The organism is Stenotrophomonas sp. 116085_Sma, assembly GCF_056479585.1.
The window spans coordinates 4,353,106-4,372,290 of record NZ_CM151057.1 but is presented as its reverse complement, the minus strand read 5'-3'; the positions used below and the strand labels follow the sequence as shown (position 1 = coordinate 4,372,290).

The 19,185-nt window shown below is 67.2% G+C and carries 17 protein-coding genes and 1 pseudogene; 10 read left to right on the top strand and 8 right to left on the bottom strand.

Annotation, left to right across the window (positions count from 1 at the left end; all coding sequences use genetic code 11):
• Positions 1-29 precede the first annotated feature (29 nt).
• Entirely contained in the window at positions 30-626 is a 597-nt protein-coding gene (locus ACZK0Z_RS20230; protein WP_197633155.1) for an NAD(P)H-dependent oxidoreductase, read from the top strand.
• A gap of 16 nt (positions 627-642) precedes the next feature.
• Positions 643-1,236, top strand: a complete 594-nt coding sequence (locus ACZK0Z_RS20225) for a TetR family transcriptional regulator (RefSeq protein WP_197633154.1) — start codon at positions 643-645, stop codon at positions 1,234-1,236.
• A gap of 6 nt (positions 1,237-1,242) precedes the next feature.
• On the opposite strand, the gene ACZK0Z_RS20220 is transcribed toward ACZK0Z_RS20225, so the two are convergent.
• Complete coding sequence (locus ACZK0Z_RS20220) at positions 1,243-2,037, bottom strand: serine hydrolase (protein ID WP_197633153.1); 795 nt, start codon at positions 2,035-2,037, stop codon at positions 1,243-1,245.
• Positions 2,038-2,156: 119 nt separating this feature from the next.
• Here ACZK0Z_RS20220 and ACZK0Z_RS20215 point away from each other — a divergent pair, with 119 nt between their 5' ends.
• Both ACZK0Z_RS20215 and ACZK0Z_RS20210 read left to right on the top strand, forming a co-directional pair.
• Positions 2,157-3,710: an alkaline phosphatase gene (locus ACZK0Z_RS20215; RefSeq protein ID WP_197633152.1), complete on the top strand. Its 1,554-nt coding sequence runs from the start codon at positions 2,157-2,159 to the stop codon at positions 3,708-3,710.
• A 42-nt stretch (positions 3,711-3,752) separates the two neighbouring features.
• Positions 3,753-4,319, top strand: a complete 567-nt coding sequence (locus ACZK0Z_RS20210; protein WP_049428968.1) for a GIY-YIG nuclease family protein — start codon at positions 3,753-3,755, stop codon at positions 4,317-4,319.
• A 7-nt stretch (positions 4,320-4,326) separates the two neighbouring features.
• On the opposite strand, the gene ACZK0Z_RS20205 is transcribed toward ACZK0Z_RS20210, so the two are convergent.
• On the bottom strand, positions 4,327-4,470 hold the full coding sequence (locus ACZK0Z_RS20205) for a hypothetical protein (protein WP_180849023.1): 144 nt from the start codon (positions 4,468-4,470) through the stop codon (positions 4,327-4,329).
• A gap of 98 nt (positions 4,471-4,568) precedes the next feature.
• On the opposite strand from ACZK0Z_RS20205, the gene ACZK0Z_RS20200 reads away from it, so the two are divergent.
• A complete protein-coding gene (locus ACZK0Z_RS20200) occupies positions 4,569-5,468 on the top strand; it encodes a LysR substrate-binding domain-containing protein (protein WP_010481100.1) in 900 nt (299 codons plus the stop codon).
• Positions 5,469-5,559: 91 nt separating this feature from the next.
• Here the strand turns inward: ACZK0Z_RS20200 and ACZK0Z_RS20195 are convergent, their stop codons facing one another.
• The 3 genes from ACZK0Z_RS20195 to ACZK0Z_RS20185 all read right to left on the bottom strand — a co-directional run bounded on the left by ACZK0Z_RS20195 (position 5,560) and on the right by ACZK0Z_RS20185 (position 8,312).
• Positions 5,560-6,276 carry an ABC transporter substrate-binding protein gene (locus ACZK0Z_RS20195; RefSeq protein WP_019338955.1) on the bottom strand — a complete coding sequence of 239 codons (717 nt, stop codon included), beginning with the start codon at positions 6,274-6,276 and terminating at the stop codon, positions 5,560-5,562.
• 63 nt (positions 6,277-6,339) lie between these two features.
• On the bottom strand, positions 6,340-7,863 hold the full coding sequence (locus ACZK0Z_RS20190) for a carotenoid oxygenase family protein (protein ID WP_197633778.1): 1,524 nt from the start codon (positions 7,861-7,863) through the stop codon (positions 6,340-6,342).
• A gap of 26 nt (positions 7,864-7,889) precedes the next feature.
• A complete protein-coding gene (locus ACZK0Z_RS20185; RefSeq protein WP_049428966.1) occupies positions 7,890-8,312 on the bottom strand; it encodes a DUF2141 domain-containing protein in 423 nt (140 codons plus the stop codon).
• Positions 8,313-8,473: 161 nt separating this feature from the next.
• Between ACZK0Z_RS20185 and ACZK0Z_RS20180 the strand changes: the two genes are divergently transcribed.
• Genes ACZK0Z_RS20180 through ACZK0Z_RS20170 form a run of 3 tightly spaced genes read left to right on the top strand, consistent with a single transcriptional unit; the run spans position 8,474 to position 10,660 of the window.
• The gene (locus ACZK0Z_RS20180; protein WP_459018392.1) at positions 8,474-9,631 is read left to right on the top strand and encodes a sensor histidine kinase; all 1,158 of its coding nucleotides are present in this window, start codon (positions 8,474-8,476) and stop codon (positions 9,629-9,631) included.
• The gene (locus tag ACZK0Z_RS20175) at positions 9,628-10,266 is read left to right on the top strand and encodes a response regulator transcription factor (RefSeq protein ID WP_049429006.1); all 639 of its coding nucleotides are present in this window, start codon (positions 9,628-9,630) and stop codon (positions 10,264-10,266) included. Before ACZK0Z_RS20180 ends, ACZK0Z_RS20175 begins: the two co-directional genes overlap by 4 nt.
• 22 nt (positions 10,267-10,288) lie before the next feature.
• Positions 10,289-10,660: a VOC family protein gene (locus tag ACZK0Z_RS20170; RefSeq protein WP_197633779.1), complete on the top strand. Its 372-nt coding sequence runs from the start codon at positions 10,289-10,291 to the stop codon at positions 10,658-10,660.
• Between the two features lie 65 nt (positions 10,661-10,725).
• Here the strand turns inward: ACZK0Z_RS20170 and ACZK0Z_RS20165 are convergent.
• Positions 10,726-10,956 (bottom strand): annotated as a pseudogene (locus ACZK0Z_RS20165) (arylamine N-acetyltransferase family protein); the annotation flags it as partial.
• A gap of 102 nt (positions 10,957-11,058) precedes the next feature.
• Entirely contained in the window at positions 11,059-11,898 is an 840-nt protein-coding gene (locus tag ACZK0Z_RS20160) for an arylamine N-acetyltransferase family protein (protein WP_197633746.1), read from the bottom strand.
• Positions 11,899-12,101: 203 nt separating this feature from the next.
• Between ACZK0Z_RS20160 and ACZK0Z_RS20155 the strand changes: the two genes are divergently transcribed.
• Entirely contained in the window at positions 12,102-14,642 is a 2,541-nt protein-coding gene (locus ACZK0Z_RS20155) for a methyl-accepting chemotaxis protein (RefSeq protein ID WP_049428688.1), read from the top strand.
• 120 nt (positions 14,643-14,762) lie between these two features.
• On the opposite strand, the gene ACZK0Z_RS20150 is transcribed toward ACZK0Z_RS20155, so the two are convergent.
• Positions 14,763-17,285: a PepSY domain-containing protein gene (locus ACZK0Z_RS20150; protein WP_197633747.1), complete on the bottom strand. Its 2,523-nt coding sequence runs from the start codon at positions 17,283-17,285 to the stop codon at positions 14,763-14,765.
• A 265-nt stretch (positions 17,286-17,550) separates the two neighbouring features.
• Between ACZK0Z_RS20150 and ACZK0Z_RS20145 the strand changes: the two genes are divergently transcribed.
• A protein-coding gene (locus tag ACZK0Z_RS20145; RefSeq protein ID WP_197633811.1) for an IS3 family transposase occupies positions 17,551-18,902 on the top strand; the annotation gives its coding sequence in 2 pieces (ribosomal slippage) (positions 17,551-17,998 and positions 17,998-18,902; 1,353 coding nt in all).
• The last annotated feature ends 283 nt before the right edge of the window (positions 18,903-19,185 follow it).

The window sequence follows — 19,185 nt, the reverse complement described above, 5'->3', positions numbered from 1 at the left end:
GTAGGTAGAGAATCCTGGAGCGTTCCCGCATGCATAGCCTCATCGTCACCGCCCATCCCGAGCCCGGTTCGCTCACCCATGCCATCGCCCAGCGCATCGGCGACGCCATCGCTGCGAGCGATGCCGGCAACACCGTGGCCCACGCCGACCTGATGGCCGAGGGCTTCGATCCGCGCTTCACCGCGCAGGACCAGGCGCTGTTCCGTGGCACCGGCGTGGTGCCGGCCGACGTGGCCGCCGAGCATGCACGGCTGGACGCCACCGATACGCTGGTGCTGGTCTATCCGCTGTACTGGTGGTCGTTCCCCGCGCTGCTGAAGGGATGGATCGATCGCGTGTTCACCCAGGGCTGGGCCTATCAGGACGGCGCCGATGGCAAGGTGCAGAAGAAGCTGCAGCGCCTGCGCGTGCACCTGGTCGGCGTTGGCGGTGCGGGCGCGGAAATGATCGAACGGCGCGGCTATGGCACAGCGATGAAGACCCAGATCGACATGGGCATCTTCGACTACTGTGGCGCGCGCGTGCTGTCGTCCGAACTGCTGCTCGACGCCGACAGCGGTGCCGCGCAGGCACACCTGCAGACCGCCGTGGAAATCGGCCTTAAAATTGGTACTCCGATGAGTTGATCACCGTGTTCCGCTGATGCCTGCCAACACCTCTCCCATGCGCCGCCGCCTGACCCGAGAGCAGCGCGCCCGCCAGCTGCTGGAGGTGGCGTGGACGCTGGTCGGCGAAGAAGGCACCGATGCGCTGACGCTGGGCCGGCTGGCCGAAGCGGCGGGCGTGACCAAGCCGGTGGCCTACGACCACTTCATGACCCGCAACGGCCTGCTGGCCGCGCTCTACGATGACTACGACGGACGGCAGACGGTGGTCTTCCACGAGCGTATCGGTCGCGCCAGGGCACAGCTGGCTGATCGTGCGGCCGCCATCGCCTCCGGTTACATCGACTGCATCCTCAGCCAGGGCAGTGAAGTGCAGGGCATCCTCGCCGCGCTGGTGGGCGCGCCGGAGCTGCATGAGGTGCGCCGGCGCTACCAGCAGGACTTCATCGACAACTGCGACGCCTGGCTGGGCCCGTTCGCCGCTGACGGCTCAGTGCCGCTGGCGGGGTGTTGGGCGATTCTCGGTGCAGCCGAAGCCCTGTCCGAAGCCGTGGTTGCCGGGGCGCTGGACAAGGGTGACGCCGAAGCCGAATTGCAGCGCCTGATCGTGGCTACGGTCAAGCGCCGCTGATCGGCCTCAGGCATCCATGGCGGTGCCGGCCAGCGCAGCGAAACCGTCGGCCAGCAACTCACGTACCCGTGCATCGCGTGCCTCGCGGCTTTCAGAACCCAGGGCCACGGTAATCAGCCGCACCGGCTGCGCACGCCCGGGTACCGCCCGGCACGCGGTCGCCGCCAGGCAGAAGCCTGCAGCGCGGGTATAACCGGTCTTCAATCCATCCACGCCGTCATCGCCCAGCAGGGCGTTCTGGTTGTTGCGGCTGAAGCTGCCATGTTCAAACGCGCGCTGCGCGGTGATCGCCAGGATCTGCGGATGATCGTTCAGCAGGCAGGCGGCCAGCACCGCCATGTCACGCGCGCTGGATGCATGACGCGGCGTGGTGATGCCCGACACGCTGGCGAACCACGTGCTGCGAAGGCCCAGCTGGCGCGCGTGCCGGTTCATGCGTTCCAGGAATGCAGGCTGCGATCCGCCCAGATGACGTGCCATGGCCAGTGCCGCGTCATTGCCGGAGACGATCATCAGGCCTTCCAGCAGACGTCCCAGGGTGATGGTCTCTCCGGGGACAAGCCCCATGCGCGTTTCGTCGTCGGCCACGGCATGCACATCGTCGTCAGCGACGGTGACCGTTTCGTCCCACGAGTGCCCGTACTCCCCGATGCATGCGTAGGCCGCGTAGGCGGTCATCAGCTTGGTCAGCGACGCCGGCTGTCGTGCGATGTCGGCGTTGTGCTGGTGGATCACCGTGAGGGTTGCTGCATCGAGGGTGATGGACGAGAGCGGGTCGCGCGCGGAGGTGGGAGACGGCATGCATGCGGCGATGGCGAAGGAGGCCTGCAGGATAGTCCGCGGCGGCTGCATGAAGCTGCAATATTGAAACGATATAACGTACCGTCATTTCGGCCGCCTATGGCCTGGGAGACTGTTCAATGACGGCACGTACGCCACGCCGCTGGCTCCACTCCTCGCTGCTGCTTGCGCTGGCCGGGCTTGGCGGCTGCCAGCCCGCTCTGCGTGCCGGGGCCGTTCCTTCCGGTGACGTCCGTCCGTACAACGTGATCGTGATGATCAATGACGGCGCGGGTTGGGGCACTTGGGATGCCGCTGCCTACTGGCAGTACGGCAGCCGCGAAGGCGCCCCCTATGCGGATTTCCCGCAGCGCCTGGCGGTCACCACGTTCCCGTTGAACGCCAGCAGCCAGCCGACCGGCGACAACGCGCAGACCCTCGGCTACGACGTTGGCAAGGCCTGGGATACCGAGCCGGTGCCGGCGCAGGACCTGCCGTTCGCCGGTTACCAGTACCTGGCCGCGGTGGCGACCGACAGCGCCGCAGCAGGCACGGCGCTGTCTTCGGGCATCAAGACCTACAACAACGCCATCAATGTGGACAACGATGGCAACGCTGTTGAATTCAACACGCTGCGCGCCAAGCGCCTGGGAATGGCCACCGGCGTGGTCACCTCGGTGCCTTTCGCGCACGCCACGCCCGCTGCGTTCGCAGCGCAGAACGCATCGCGCAACAACTACCACGCCATCGCCCACCAGATGCTGTCGCAAGGGCACATGGACCTGGTGATGGGCACCGGTGGCCCGGGCTACAGCGTCGACGGCCGCGCCTGTAACGAAGGCACGGACGCCGCAAACGCAGAGGGCTGCGCGAATCCATGGCAGTGGGTGTCGCAGCAGGATTGGCAGCAGCTGGAAGCGGGCAGCACCATCGCCGGCAATCCGGCGGGACCGTGGCGCCTGATCCGCAGCAAGGAAGCGTTCGCCGCACTGGCGCAGGGACGGTTGCCGGCCGACAGGCCGCTGATCGGTGTACCGCGCGTGGCCAACACCCTGCAGCAGGCGCGCCGCCTGCAGGTGCTGGGCAAGGATGCAGCCACGCCTTCGGGAGTGAGGAAGATCGACAGCGTGCCCGATCTGGCGACCATGACCCGTGGCGCGCTGCAGTTCCTGCAGCAGCGTTCCCCCCGCGGCTTGTTCCTGATGGTGGAAGGCGGCGCCACCGACTGGGCCGCGCATACCAGTGCCTGCGGTACCGAATGGCACTACGGCCAGTGCACGGACCAGCCGCAGTACGGCCGTCTGATCGAGGAAACTGTGGAGTTCAACGACGCGGTGACGGCGGTGGTCGACTGGATCGAGCGTAACGGTGGCTGGGAGCGAAACCTGTTGATCGTCACCACCGACCACGACAACAGCATGCCGATGGGCCCTGACGCGCAGATCGTGGCCTTCGAACCGATAAGGAACCATGGACGCGGCCGCATGCCGGGGATGAGCTTCCGACCCACCGGTAACCACTCCAACGCGCTGGTGCCATTGTGGGCCAAGGGCGCGGGGTCGGAACTGCTGGCCAAGCGCGTGCGCGGCGTTGATGCCGGCTACCGTCAGCACGTGCGCTGGAACGACGGCAGTTACATCGACAACACCGACGTGGCTGCGGCGGTGCAGGAGGCGCTGCAGCGTCCACGGTAACGCCCGGTTGCACCCGGGCTGTTATCGAGGCAGCCTGCGCACATGCAGTCGGATATCCGCATCGACGGTCGTTTCTTCGCCTACGTCTTCCCCTGTGCGTGGGAAGACTACGCGAAGATCGGTTTCTCACGTGATCCGCTCGGACGCATCAGCGCATTGCACCGGCGTTGGTTCGAGTTCTTCGACCTCGACGCCGGTGCACTGGTGGAAGCGGAAAGCGAGCGCGATGCGCGAGACCTGGAGCTGCAGCTGCGTTCGCCGTTCAAGGCGCACCGCGCGCCGGCGCCGATGACGGTCCAGGACAAGGCTGGAGGCCGCACCGAATGGGTACGTGGTGCCAACCAGGCCTTGTCGCGTGCAATTATCGCGTTGGGCGAACAAGGCTATCGCTGCTATCCACTGAAGGCGTGGCTGCGGGCCGCCCTGCGCCTGCGCATGGACCGGCTGCACGACTGGGCTGCGGTGCAACTTCCGGAGGAGGAAGGCCTACGGCTGCCCAGTGGCCCCGGCGAGCGCGCGCTGCGTGACACCCTCGACGGTTGTCGGGCATTGGATATCGATCCGATCCCGTGGCTGCCTGAACACGTCCAACGCTGGTACGCAGGGTGAGGAGCGTTCAACGGGTTCTCGGCGGCTGAACAGGCGCAGCCGGTTGCTGCGCGCACTGCGGGGCAGGTGTGGGAGGGCTGGCCAGCTGGCGTGCCAGCTCGGTGCTGGCCACGTGGCCCTGCAGGAACAACAAGCCGCCGAAGATGTTCATGAGCGTGCCTCCACTTGAGTGGATTGCACGATACGGGCAGCATGGGCGGGGAAAAAGCGACATTTCCGCAAGCATGCCTTGAGAGGAATTCAAGCCTGATGTCCCGCCCACCGCTCCATGCCCTGCAGGGCTTCGTGGCCGCCGCCCGGCTCGGCAACCTGTCGCGCGCGGCGGCGTCGATGAACCTGACCGTCAGCGCGCTCAGCCATCAGATGCGGCAGCTGGAAGAACGGCTCGGGCAGCCGCTGCTGATCCGCCAGCCGCGTGGTGTCACCCTCACCCTGGAGGGCCAGCGCCTGCTCGACCAGGTGGGTCCGCATCTGGATGCGATCAACGAAGCCTTCCAGCCCTATGCCGCACGTGCCGAGCACGTGCTGACGATCAGCGCGGTACCGTCGATGGCCTCGGCCTGGCTGGTGCCGCGCCTGGGTCACTTCGTGGCAGAGCACCCACAGATCGAGATCAACCTGCAGTCGAGTGAACGCCTGATTGATTTCGAGCGGCAGCGCCAGTTCGACGCCGCGCTGCGGCTGGGCAGCGGGCAATGGCCAGGCTTGGTGGTGGAGCCGCTGTTCGACGAATGGCTGCTGCCAATGGCGAGCCCGGCGCTGATCGAACGCATGGGAGGCGTCGACCGTGTGCCGTTGACCCAGTGGCCGCTGCTGGGTGATCCGGACGGGGCATGGGGCGCCTGGTTCGCGTTGAGCGGGCAGAGCCCGCCGTCGCGCTTCGTGGCGGTGCTGGATGATTCGGAGGCGCACCATCGCGCCGCTCTGGATGGCGTGGGCGTGGCCCTCGGGCGGGTGACGCGGGCGCGGCTGCTGCTGGATTCGGGCCAGTTGGTCGCGCTGTCCAGCCAGCGCCTGAAGACCGACTGGCCACATTGGCTGGTGTACCCGCAGCGCTCGGCCAGCCATCGTGGCTTCCTCGCGTTCCGCGACTGGCTGCATGCGCAGGCCGCCGAGCACGTGCGGCACATGGCAGACGCGCATCTGTAGCGTGGCGCGGTGCTCGATCTCGCATCTGTAGCGTCGAGCCATGCTCGACTGGTCTTTCGAAGAAGCAGTCGAGCATGGCTCGACGCTACAGTCACCGCACCAGCGTGACTGCCTGCCCGGCACGGGCGAACGCTTCGCCCAGCAAGGGACCGGTCTTGATCGCTTCCACCTCGTCGAACAGCGTCTGCAGTGCCTCGGCCGGGCGCGACGCTGGCGCCGCCACCGCCTGCTGGATCGCGGTGAAACGGTCGGCCAGCACGCGATGGCCGGGATGCGCCTGTGCCCAGGCCACCAGCGGCTGGCGCACGCCGGCGGCGGCATCCAGACGCTGCTGATCGAACAGGGTGATGGCCGCCGCCGAGGTCTCCGCCCGCTCGATCGTGGCGTTGCGCAGTTCACGGCTCAGGAACAGGTCATAGGCCGCGCCACGCCCCACCGCGATGCGCAGCCCTTCGCGGTCGAGGTCGGCCACCTGCTGCGCAGGGCTGTCCTCGCGAACCAGATAGGTGCCTTCGATCTCCACGTACGGGGCACTGAAGGCGATGCGGTCGGTGCGTGCCGGATCGATGGCCAGGAAAGCCAGGTCCCAGCCGTCTTCGCCCGCTGCGGCGACCACCGAGGCTGCGGCATCGTGGCAGGTGAAGCGTGCCTGCACCCCCATCCGTTGCGCCAATGCGGTAGCCAGTTCCAGCGAGGGGCCGCGCGGTGAGCGCGCATCGCCCTGTGCCAGCACCGGGTTGCCCAGGTTGATCGCCACGCGCAGGAAACCGTGCGGTGCCAGCGTACTTCGATGGTCGGCCAAGGACATGCAGGACTCCACGGGGCAGGGGAGTCCCAGCATGCCAAACAACGGTGTCCGCGTAGCGTGGACTCAGCCGTGCGCGGCGAAAGTGCCGTGGAAGCCCAGTGGTACCGCATACGGCAGCCAGGCCTGTGCCAGCGGGCCGTCATCCACATGGCGCGCATCCAGCACCGCCAGGCCGCTGCGCTTGTTCACCGGGTCGAGCAGGGTGCCGACCAGCCAGCCGTCATCGGCGTTGCGACTGCCCGGCCGCGGCACGAACACATGTTCCTCGGCCATGATGTCCGGCCCGTAGTGCCACAGCTGGCGACGCCCACGCTCGATATCGAATGCAGCCACTGCGTTGAAGTACGGCGCCGTGGCCGGGCCATCGATGGTCGGCGCGTAGAGGCGCGCCCCCCGGGTGTTGGCCGAACGCGGATCGAACAGCGGGAACTCCACCGCGCTGATGTCCAGGGTTTCCCAGCGTGCCTGTCCGCGGCGCAGGTCCAGGTGCAACTCGACCAGGCTGGCGCCACTGTTCGCCGCGTGCGCGCCGTCCCCGGCCATCGCTTCCTTCATCGGCGAGCGCGCTTCGCTGATGTCGTCGTGGCGCACCGCGCGCAGCACGATGCCGTCGTCGCGGGTGAAGGCATCGCCGAAGTGATAGATCGCCGCGAACGGTGCATCGAACCATTGCGCCTTGTCCGGCGCATCCTTGGCCACCACCGCGATGCGTGACGGGCGCTGCGACGCGAACTGCATGCGCTCGAAGAAGCTGCCGCCGGTGCCGTTGAAGTCGAACGGCATCAGCACGAACACAAGGTGCTGTTCGGTCATCGCAAAGGCATGCAGGTAGCCATGTTCCGGCGTTTCAATCACATTGGCACTGCGCAGCTGGCCGTCCCTGCCGATGTGCCAGACCAGCAGGCCGTGGCCTCCCATCAGGCTGATCGACCCGAAGTTCCACACGCTGCCATCGCGGTCCGGCAGCGGATGCGCGGAGAACGGTAGCGCGGCCAGATCCGGGCGCCAGGTGACCGGCCCGAGGGTCTGCAGCGAATCGGGGTCCACTTCGAACGCCGAGCCGGACTCGCACAGCGCGAACAGCCGGCCATTGATCATCGTCACCGAGGTGTTGGCCACGTTGGCGTCATCGTTGTTGCGTACCGCCAGGGCACCGGGGACGCTTGTGCCGGCCGCCGGGTATTGGAAGCGGCCGGCCTTCTGTTCACGGCTGAACTTCGGCGTGGCCACCATGCGGCCGTGGTGGGTCAGGCTGCCATCGCCGTTGAAGCGCCAGCCATGCACCATGCCGTCGCCGTCGAACCAGTGGTCGTAGCGGAAGCCATCGCGCTCGGTCCAGGCCGGGCCATTGCGGTACAGCGTTCCGGCGAGGCCGGCCGGCAGCCGGCCCTGCAGCTGCACGGTGGCCGGGCCGAGGCTCTCGCTGGTGACGCCGCGCCAGCCCAGCAGCCACGGGTGCTCCTGCAGGCCCTGCGCGAAACGGGCCGGGTCACCGGCGAAGGCGGGCGCGCTGCGCAGTGCGGTGGCGCCCAGGGCCAGGCAGGCGCTGCTGCTGAGCAGGGTATGGAGGAAGCGGCGACGGTCCATGATGGCCTCGGTTCTGGATGCAGGAATCAGCGCAGGGTGATGTCGATGGCAGCGCCGGCAGCCGGCACGTCGACGCGTGCCTCGTCGAAGGTCGGCTTGCGCATCACCTGCGGGTTGTTGCTGAAGCCATAGCCTTCCACCGGCATGCCGACCAGGTTGGTGTCGAGCTTGCCGTTGTCGTTCTCGTCGTGGGTGAGCAGTACGGCATAACTGCCGGCCGGCAGGTTCTTGAATGTGAAGTGGACGCTGTCGCCGCTGGGCGTCGCCTGCTGCGCCTGCACCGGCTTGGCCTTGCCGTCCCAGGCGGCAGCGCTGTCGACCAGTGCAACGCGCAGGGTGCCGGTCTGCACGCGGACATCGTGTACGGTCACTGCCAGATCGGCAGCGTGGGCACCACTGGCCAGGGCCAGGGCAGTCAGGGCGGTGCTGAGCAGGGCGGTGCGGATCATGGCGGTGGCTCCGGAGGTGGGTGGTGTGTTGCGGTGTGGAGCCAGTCTGCGCGGGGCGCGTTGGTGGGTTCAGGGCCAGTGGTCATCGATCCGACGTGCCAGAAGTCACTTTCTGCGTTGGACCCATTGCCGGTTGCTGCCGCGGCCGTCAGCATCAGGTCATGCCCAGCCTGTTCCGCCACCTGTTGCGTCCCCTCAGCCTCGCCGGCCTGGTCACCGTGCTGGTGGTGGGCCTGTCATTCGGCGTGCAGGGCGCCGGTGCCGGCCTCAGCCAGGCGTCGCTTGGCGCGTTCCTGCTGCTGTTCGTGGTGCACGGATGGGCGGCAATGCCGATCCGCGTGCGTGCACTGGCTGCGGCGCTGCAGGCCGTGCTGGCGATCACACTGGTTGCCCTGCAGCCGCGCACCGGAACCGCGCCGGTACTGCTGGTGGTGCTGGTGGCGCAGCTGGCCGAGCATTGGCCACCGCGCTTCGTGCTGGGTGTTGCACTGCTGGCCAACCTCGCCATGTATCTCGTGCTGCGCCACAGTGGTTTCACCCAGCCGTTGCTGGTGGTGCTGCTGTATGGCGGGTTCCAGGCATTTGCCGCACTGACCGCACACTACGCGCGCAGCACTGCGTTGGCCCGCGATGACCTGGCCCGCGTCAATGCCGATCTTCTGGCGACACGTGCACTGCTGGCCGACAGTGCACGCGATGCCGAGCGCCTGCGCCTGGCCCGCGAACTGCACGATGTGGCCGGGCACAAGCTCACCGCGATGCGCTTGAACCTGCGCGCCCTTGCGGCCGACCCTGTGCTGGCCGGGCGCGAAGGACTGGTGCTGGCCGAGCAGCTGTCCGGCGAGTTGCTGGCCGACATCCGCCAGGTGGTGCAATCGATGCGCGATGATCGCGGCCTCGATCTGGCTACTGCGCTGCACGCGCTGGCCGCGCCGTTTCCGCGCCCGAAGCTGCAGCTGCAGATCGGCGAGAGCGTGCGCGTGGCCGCGCCGTTTCCGCGCCCGAAGCTGCAGCTGCAGATCGGCGAGAGCGTGCGCGTGGCCGACCCGCTGATGGCAGAGACTGTGCTGCGCCTGGTACAGGAAGCGCTGACCAATGCCGCCCGGCATGGCAACGCAGACACCGTATGGCTGACGATCAACGAAGAGGATTCCCGGTTGCGTATCGACATCCGTGATGACGGCCAGTGCGCCGAGCGCATCCGAGAGGGCAACGGCATCGCCGGCATGCGTGAGCGCCTGGCCGCAGTGCGCGGCCAGCTGGAACTGGCCCGCACCGCGCAGGGTGGCATGCACCTGACCGCGTGGGTGCCAGCATGAGCGGCGGCGCGATCCGTGTTGCCCTGGCCGACGACCAGGCGCTGGTCCGTGCCGGCCTGCGCGCGCTGTTGCAGGGGCTGGGCGTGGAGGTGGTGCTGGAGGCCGAAGACGGCCAGGCGCTGCTGGATGCGCTGGCCACCCAGCCGGTGGACGTGGTGCTCAGTGACATCCGCATGCCCGGGATGGACGGCATCGAAGCGCTGCGCCAGCTGCGCGCACGCGGTGACGCCACCCCGCTGCTGCTGCTGACCACCTTCGACGAAAGCGATCTGCTGCTGCGCGCCAGCGAGGCGGGAGCGCAGGGATTCCTGCTCAAGGACGCAGCACCGGCCGACCTTCGCGAGGCGATCGAGCGCGTTGCCACCGGTGAGACCCTGCTGCTGCCGGTCAGCACCGAGCCGGTACGCGCCCGCTACCGCTTCCATGATGAAGCGCCGCCCACCGATACCTTCGGTGAGCGTGAAGTAGCGATCCTGCGCCTGCTGGCCGGTGGCTACAGCAACAAGGAGATCGCGCGCAGCCTGTTCCTGGCCGAGGGCACGGTGAAGAACTATGTCTCGGCGATCCTCGACAAGCTCGGCACCCGTGACCGCACCCGCGCGGTGCTGAAGGCGATTACCCTGCGCATCATCTGAGTTGCCGGCACCAGGAAAAGTCATGAACTCGATCCTGCACGTTGAGATCCCCTCCAGTGACCTGGCCCGTGCCATTGCGTTCTACCAGCAATGGCTGCGGGTGGACGTGGATGCGCCGATCCTGCTGCATGACTGCCAGATGGCGTACCTGCCGTTTTCGGATGACGCGGAGGGTGCCAGCATGGCGCTGGTGCAAGGTGCGGACTACAGGCCCTCCGAGCAGGGCGCGCGCATCTACATCGGCGTGGATGACCTGGATGCCAGCCTCGCGCGCGCGCTGCAGGCAGGTGCCGAACTGCGCTTCGGCCCGGCCGATGCCGGCGATTGGCGAGTGGCCGAGATCCGCGACAGTGAAGGCAACCGCATCGCGCTGCAGGCCCGGGCAGTTCTGTAGAGCCGAGCCCACGCTCGGCTGCTGTTGGCCCAGCCGCCCAAGCTCAGCCGAGCATGGGCTCGGCTCTACAAGATCGAGGCACGCGAGCGCTGCAGCCAGTCGTTGATCGCCGGGTCCAGTCGCGGGTCGTCGGGCAGTTGCATGCCGAAACGCTGCTGCAGCACCTCGCGCACATCGCCGACATCGTGCAGCGGACGCTTGTCCGGCGCCTGCCCGGGGCGGTACTCGGTGTAGTTTCCGCTGCCGATGGTGCGGCGCCAGTCGGGCCAGGTCAGCGACGCGCGCAGCTGGCAAGGCAACCGCATCGCGCTGCAGGCCCGCGCAGTTCTGTAGAGCCGAGCCCACGCTCGGCTGCTGTTGGCCCAGCCGCCCAAGCTCAGCCGAGCATGGGCTCGGCTCTACAAGATCGAGGCACGCGAGCGCTGCAGCCAGTCGTTGATCGCCGGGTCCAGTCGTGGATCGTCGGGCAGTTGCATGCCGAAACGCTGCTGCAGCACCTCGCGCACATCGCCGACATCGTGCAGCGGGCGCTTGTCCGGCGCCTGCCCGGGGCGGTACTCGGTGTAGTTTCCGCTGCCGATGGTGCGGCGCCAGTCGGGCCCGGTCAGCGACGCGCGCAGCTGGCCCGGAAAGCTGGAATCGGGGTGGGTGCACACGTACCAGTTGCCCACCACGTTGTCGATCGGTGCCGGTGCCTGCAGATCTAAGCGGTACATCGCCCGCCAGCCGTCGCTGGATTCGGCTGACAGCACGAAGTCGCCCTGCTCGGGCAGGCGCTGCAGCAGATAGCGCTCGTGTGGCGTGGCCTGCGGCTGCGGGTCACGCAGCCGCAGCGGAACGGTCGGGGTCAGGCTGCCGAAACCGGCATCTACCAGCCAGTCATCGCCCTCTACCTGGACGCGCAGCAGCAGGTGGGTACGTGCCGTCAGTTCGCCGTCCTGTGCGGCCAGCAGTACACGCGCACTCAGCGGCTGCGCATCGAAGCCCAGTGCCTGCAGCAGGGCCAGCAGGCCGCCGTTGAGTTCGAAGCAGTAGCCACCCCGGCGCTCGTCGAGCAGCTTGCGCTGCACGCTGTCCAGGTCGATCGGCACCGCGTCGCGCAGCAGGCAGCTGAGCGTCTCGAATGGCAGCAGCGCGTTGTGGCGCTGCTGCAGCAGGGTCAGTCCGGCCAGCGTCAGCGGTGGCGGTGCATCCAGCTGCAGGCGTTGCAGGTAGCGGGAGACATCGAGCGTCGTCATCGTGGCACCGGTCGGGGGAGGGAGGTCCACTGTGCTCCCCCAACCGGGGTTGAGGTCAAGCGCGCCGGCGATGTCATCCCCCCGTCGCCTGTGCCCGGTACAAAGGCCGCGTCCGTCAGCGATCGGCGTGGGCGAACGAAAAAAATCCTAAAGTTCTGTCAGATCCAGCCGATACAGGTGCGTCCTTCCGCCTGGAGTCTGTCATGTCGGCCGTTGTCCCCCACCTCAGGTCCCTGCGCGCGCGCCTTGGCACGTTGCGCTCGGCGTCCCCCGGCCTGCTGCGCTGGCTGCAGCCGCATCGGCTCAGCGTGGCCAACAAACTCAAGGCGACCCTGTGGGTCTGTGGGCTTGGCCTGGTCGCGATCGCTGCCGTGTACGCCTGGACCGGCCACGCCAGCGCACAGGCTGCACGCAGCCAGGCCAGCTACCAGCGCGGCAGCGATCTGGCTGCGAGCCTGGCCACGCGGGTGGCCGAAGCGCGCCGCCTGCAGACCCAGTATGCACGCAGTTTCGATGATGCCGACCGCAACCAGTTGCTGGTGACCCAGAAAGCCCTGCAGGCCGATCTGCAGGCGCTGCGTGCGATGCCGATGGATGCCGGCCGGCGCAAGGCCCTGCAGGCGCTGACCGAGGCCGCTGACGCGTTCTCGCAGGGTGTGGTAGCGCTGTTCGAACGTGTCGATGAAATGGGTCGCGGCGACGCTGGCCTTGCCGCGCAGCTGCAGCAGGCGGCCGATGCCCTGCAGACCCAGGTGGACGCCCAGCAGCGACCGTCGCTGGCGCTGTCCCTGCAGAAGATGCGCCGTCAGGAGGCGCTGTTGCTGCTCGATGGGGATTCCACGCATGCTGATCGTGCGAGCGAAGAAAAACTGCCATTCGATCTGGCGCTGGCCGGTCTGCCTACCGATGTGCAGGACGCCCTGCGCAGCGGAATGGAGGGCTACCAGATCGCGTTGCTGGGCTACACCGCCGCGCGTGTCGGGCTGGATGTGGAGGCACAGTCACTGCTGGAAACCGCCGCTGGCGTGGCACCGGCGCTGGCCGCATTCCAGCAGGCACAGGTCGCGGCGCTGGCCAGTGCACAGGCACGCCAGCAAGCCGGCGCACGCGCCATGAGCGTGCTGTTCGCACTCACGCTGCTGCTGGTTGCCGGTGTATTGATCACCAGCCTGGTGCTGGTCCTGCGCGCGGTGCGCCAGCCGATCCAGGACACCCTGCGTTTCGCCAGCGACATCGCTGACGACCGCCTGGACACCACCCTGCGCGTCTACAACGCCAACGACGAGATCGGCCAGCTGGCCCAGCGCCTGGTCGACATGCAGCAACGCCTGCGTGCGCGCATCGAGACCGAGCGGGCGGTGGCGCGCGGCAACACCCGCGTGCGCCAGGCGTTGGACAGCGCGCAGACCGGCCTGATGGTGATCGATGCGGAAGGGCAGGTCGCCTACGCCAACCCGGCACTGCTGCTGCAGCTCGAGCGCCGCATCGAAGAGCTGGTGGGCAGCGACGCAGTGCGCCTGCATCCAGCGCTGGGCAGCCTGGCCAGCGTGCGCCAGCGCGAGGAGCGCGAGATCGGCCATGCAGGGGTGCGCTACCAGCTGATTGCCAACGCCATCATCGACGAAGGCCAGTTCCTTGGCGTGGCGGTGGAATGGCGCAGCCGTGCGCTGGAAACCCTGTTGGAAACCGAAGTGGCCGCGCTGGTCGACGCCGCCGCTCACGGTGACCTGCATGGGCGCATCGCGCTTGAGGGCAAGCAGGGCTTCGTGCGCACGCTGTCGACCAGCATCAATCGCCTGCTGGCGACCTTTGAAACCAATCTCGGCGACCTGCAGGCACTGCTTGCCGCGCTCGCCCGCGGTGACCTCAGCGTGCGCATGGAGGGTGAACTGCAGGGGGTGTTCGCGCGCATGCGCGACGATGCCAATGCCACCGTCGCTCAGCTCGGCCGCATCGTCACCCGCATCCAGCACGCCACCTCCAGCCTCGACACCGGTGTTGGCGAGATCGTTGCCGGTCATCACGACCTCTCGCAGCGCACCGAACAACAAGCGGCCAACCTGGAAGAAACGGCCGCATCGATGCATGAGCTGACCGACACCGTTGGCCGCAATGCAGATGCCGCAGGGCGTGCCGACGCGCTGGTCAAGGGTGCCGCAGCGGTGGCACAGCGCGGCGGTGAGGCGGTGGGCCAGGTGGTGGCGACCATGCAGGGCATCAGCGAGGCGTCGCGCCGGATCGGTGATATCACCCAGCTGATTGATGGCATCGCTTTCCAGACCAACATCCTTGCGCTCAATGCGGCCGTGGAGGCGGCACGTGCGGGCGAGCAGGGCCGCAGCTTTGCCGTGGTGGCGGCAGAAGTACGCCTGCTGGCCCAGCGCAGTGCCGATGCGGCGAAGCAGATCAAGGGATTGATCGAGGATTCGGTGGCGCGGGTCGGGCAAGGCAACCAGCAGGCCGAGCAGGCGGGCACCACCATGGGCGAGATCGTTGGCAGCGTGCAGCAGCTGGCCGAGCTGCTGGCCGGTATCCGCAGTGCATCGCAGGACCAGCATGCCGGCATCGCGCAGGTGAACCAGACCATCGTGCAGATGGAAGCCAGCACCCAGCGCAACGCCAGCCTGGTGGAAGAAGCCGGTGCCTCCACCGCGCAGATGCAGGCGCAGGTACACGCGCTGGCCGAAGCTGTGGGCGCGTTCCGGCTGCAGCCGGAACAGCGGGCGGCACGCGCGGCGGCCTAGGCGGTGCTGTGGGCCGGAGGGGAATCAGCCGAGCGCAGGCTCGGCTCTACATCATCGGGCTCGGGAAACACTGTAGAGCCGAGCCCATGCCCGGCTCACGCCAATGCGCGGTGGCAGGAATCAATACACGTCGCGACGGTAGCGCCCGCTCTCCAGCAGTGTTTCCACCGCCTCATCACCGAGCGCTTCACGCAGCACCTGGTCCACGCCTTCGGCCATGCCCTGCAGCGAACCGCACACGTGGATGACGGCACCACGCTGCATCCAGTCGCGCAGGGCATCGGCCGCCACGCGCAGGCGATCCTGTACGTAGCCGCCGTCGCCATCGCGCGAGAACGCCAGGTCCACCCGCGCAAGATGACCGTTGGCCTGCCAGGCCTCGATCTCGTCGGCGAACAGGAAATCGTGCGCACGCTGGCGTTCACCAAACAGCAGCCAGTGCCCGTGTTCTCCCGCATGGGCGGCTTCGCGCAGCAGGCTGCGCAGGCCGGCGATGCCGGTGCCGTTGCCGATCAATACCATGGGTGCACCGGTCACGCGATGGAAACCCGGATTGCGGTGCACGCGGGAGGCGATGCTGGCGCCTATCGGCGCATGCACTGACAGCCAGCCCGAGCCCAGGCCGGTGCGTCCGGCTTCGTCATGGACCAGCCGTACCACCAGCTCGACCGCACCGTCATCCGTACAGGACGCGATGGAGTACTCCCGCCCCGGCAGCAGTGACAGCCCTGCCAGCCACAGGCACGCATCCTGCACCGCCAGCGCAGCATCGGCATCGGGCAGCTCGCGCTCGCTGGCCAGCGCCAGCAGCGTGCGCGGCTGGCCGTCGATCAGCAGCGGCTGCAGGGGATCCAGCCCATGTGCCTTCAGTACCGCACCGGCGTGCTGTGCGTTGTGGCGGGGCGCGATATGCAGGATGTCGCCCGCCTGCCACTGCACCTCGGCCGGTGCAGCAAGACGGATGCGCCAGATCGCACCGCCGATGCTGCCTGGATTGAGGCGGTCGCGGCCGAGCAGGCGCCACTCGTGCATCTGCGTGGCGGCCGGCAGCACGCTGTCATCGGTGGCGATGCCGGTCAGCGCACCCAGCTGTTGCTGCCACTGGCGCAGCGCCGGTACCGCAGCGGCATCGACATCGATGCGCCCGAACAGCGCACGTGCACCGTTGGCCAGCAGCCAGCCATCGAATTGGCGGCCAAAGCCGCAGTAATGCGGGTACTGGCGGTCACCGAGGGCGAGCAGGCCGAACTGCAGGCCCGACAGATCGGGCGCTTGTGCCAGCAGCCGTCGCGCAGCGCCCCGCGCCGCATCCGGAGGTTCGCCATCGCCAAAGGTGCTCAGCACGAACAACGCCTGCGCAGTGCGCGCGAGCTGCGTGGCATCGACCCGGGCCAATGGCAGTACCTGCACAGCATGGCCAGCGGCCTGCAGCTGCGCGGCAGCACGCCAGGCCAGCTGTTCGCCCAGCCCGCTCTGGCTGGCATGCACGACCAGCCAAGGTGTGCGGCCATCATCGGCGGCGGCAACCGGAAGCGACTGGCGCAGCCCGCGTGCGGCACGCTGGCTGCGGCGACGGTCCAGGTACAGCATCCAGCCGGTGATGAAGAACAGGCTCATGCCCAGGCTGCTGAGCATCACCGCCACGCGCCCGGGTATGCCGAAGTAGCTGCCCGAGTGCAACGCGAACACGCTGGTGGCCAGCTGGCCGCCGGTGCCCTGGCGCGCGTAGGGGCGCGAATCGAGGATTGCCCCGCTGGCCGGATCCAGTTGCAGCAGATCATGTGCACGGTCATGGTGGCCGCCGCGCTGAGACGGATCACCGGCCATCACCCGCACGTTGAGTACCTGGCCGGGCTTTTCCGGCAGGCGCAGGTCGATGAAGCCGGTGCGCACGCCGGGCAACGCATACAAGGTGGTTTCCACGCGGCGCAGGTCCAGCGTCGTGTCGGTGGCGACCTTGTGCTTGGCCGCCGGCGCGACGCCCAGCAGGGTGTTGGCGGCGCTGCGGTACCAATCGAACGACCACCACAGGCCGGTCAGCGCACTCATCAGGTAGATCAACAGCACCCAGGTGCCGACCACCGAGTGAAGGCTCCACAGGAACCCGCGGCCGCTGCGCTTCCACTCCACCGCCAACCAGCTGCGCCAGTGCCACCAGCGCCGCGGCCAGCGCAGATAGAGGCCGGACAGGGTGAAGAACAGCAGGGCGATGGCACAGCTGCCGGTGATCCATTTGCCGCGCTCGCCCGCAGCGAGGTGGCGATGCAGGTCTTCGACGAAATCGAAGAAGGCCTGCCCGCGCAGCGCGCTGAAGCGTTCGCCGCTGTACGGGTCGAAGTACACCCAGTGCTCTTTGCCGCCAGCGAACCGTGCGACTGACGGTCGCTGTCCGGTGGCATCGATGCGCAGGCGTTGCAGTGGTCGCTCGCTGCCGGCCTGCAGCAGCGGCACCAGTTCAGTGAGCGCCAGCGGATGCTGGCCTTCGGAATGGTGTTCGGCGATTTCGGCGAAGCCGGGGTTGGCGGCACGCAGCAGTTCGTCCTCGAAGGACAGCACGGCGCCGCTGAGGCCCATCACGGCCAGGACGGCACCGGCAGTGATGCCCAGCAGCCAGTGCAGTTGGAACAGGACGTTCTTGAACATCGGAGGAGGAGGGCCCGGAAGGCTGCCGCCCGCATCCTGCGCAACAGCAAATGAGAATTAGTCGCGTAATTCTCCGGGGCGCCCTGCCTGCGGTCAAGCAGGGGGTATCGGCCGGGCGGCGCCCGGCACCCGCTTCAGGCCAGGGCAACAGCAACAGCGTGCATTCCGTGGGATGGCAGGGTGGGTCCGGTGGCGGGGGACGCCGTAAACCCGTCCTTGAAGTGACCCCCGGGAGTTGGACGCCAGATCCAACCCCGAGGGATACATGAACAGATACGACGCGCGTTTCAAACTGCAGGTCGCCAAAGAGGCCTGCAAGACCTCCACATCGGTCAAAGCCGTTGCTCGTCGCCACAGCCTGGAGTTCTCCACGGTCAGACGCTGGGTGGCGACCTATCGGCTGCACGGTTGGCGCGGGTTTCACCGCCAGGCCCGGTCCTATGACCTCGCGTTCAAGCTGGCTGTCCTGGAGAAGATGAGCCAGGACGGCATGTCCGGGCGCGAGGCCACCACCTACTTTCAGATTGGTGATGCCGGCGCAGTGGGGCAGTGGCGGCGCCTGTATGCTCAGGGCGGTGCCCAAGCGTTGGCACCGCCCCTGCCGCCGCCCCGAAAGCCGATGAAAAAGACCCGTTCGTCCAAGCCACCTGAGGATATGAGCCGCGATGAGCTGCTCAAGGAAGTCGCCTATCTGCGCGCGGAGACCGACTACCTAAAAAAACTCGATGCCTTGATCCGGGAAGAGCAGGCGGCGCAAGACGCAAAGCGCAAGCCATCCAAGGATTGAGGCAGGTTCATACGCTGTCGCTTCTGCTCGAAGCGGCAGGGCTGTCGCGCAGTACGTTCTATTACCAGAACCATGTCCTGGCCCATCCGGATCAGGACGAGGCAGACCTGCGTGAGCGTATCCGTGCAATCTACGATCAGAGCCAAGGGCGCTATGGCTATCGCACGGTGACGCTGGAACTGGCCAATCAGGGCCATCGGACCAATCACAAGCGGGTACAGCGCCTGATGGGGGAGATGGGCCTGAAATCGCGCGTGCGCGTCAAGCGCTATCGGGCCTTCAAGGGGGCGGCCAATATTGTGGTTGGCAACGATCTCAATCGTGAGTTCCAGGCCGAGCGACCCAATCAGAAGTGGGTGACCGACGTCACCGAGTTCAAGGTGCAGGGCATGAAGCTGTACCTGTCGCCGATCATGGACCTCTACAACGGTGAAATCGTGGCTTATCAGATCAAGCGCCAGCCCGTGTTCGATCTGGTGGGTCAGATGCTGGAGGAGGCCATCAGCAAGCTTTCCCCGGATGAGCGCCCCATGATCCATTCTGACCAGGGCTGGCAGTACCAGCATGAAAACTACCGGCACATGCTGGAAAAGCACTCGTTGAAGCAAAGCATGTCCCGGCGTGGCAACTGTTTGGACAATGCGGCAATGGAGAGCTTTTTCGGAACGTTGAAGTCGGAGTTCTTCTATCTGAACAGCTTTGACAGCATCGAGAGTCTGGAGGCTGGGCTGGTGGAATACATCCAGTACTACAACGAAGAGCGCATCAAACTGAAACTGAAAGGTCTGAGCCCGGTAAAGTACCGGGAGCAGGCCCAATCGGCCGCCTGACCCCGTCCAAGTCTCGGGGGGCACTTCACCTTGGGGGCTTGGCCGCGGCATCCATGCCGCGGACACCCCCGCCACCGGACCCACCCCGCCTTCGACAGATCTCCGCGATCTGTAGATCCACGCTATGCGTGGATGCTCTTCGTTCAATTGTCGGAATATTCGATTTCGATGGAGATCCATCCACGCATGGCGTGGATCTACCGTGTCGACCAAGGTCGACATCTACCAACAGCCATCGGAATCTGTAAGAGGTGGGGCGGTGTCGGAGTGCGGGGTGTCAGCC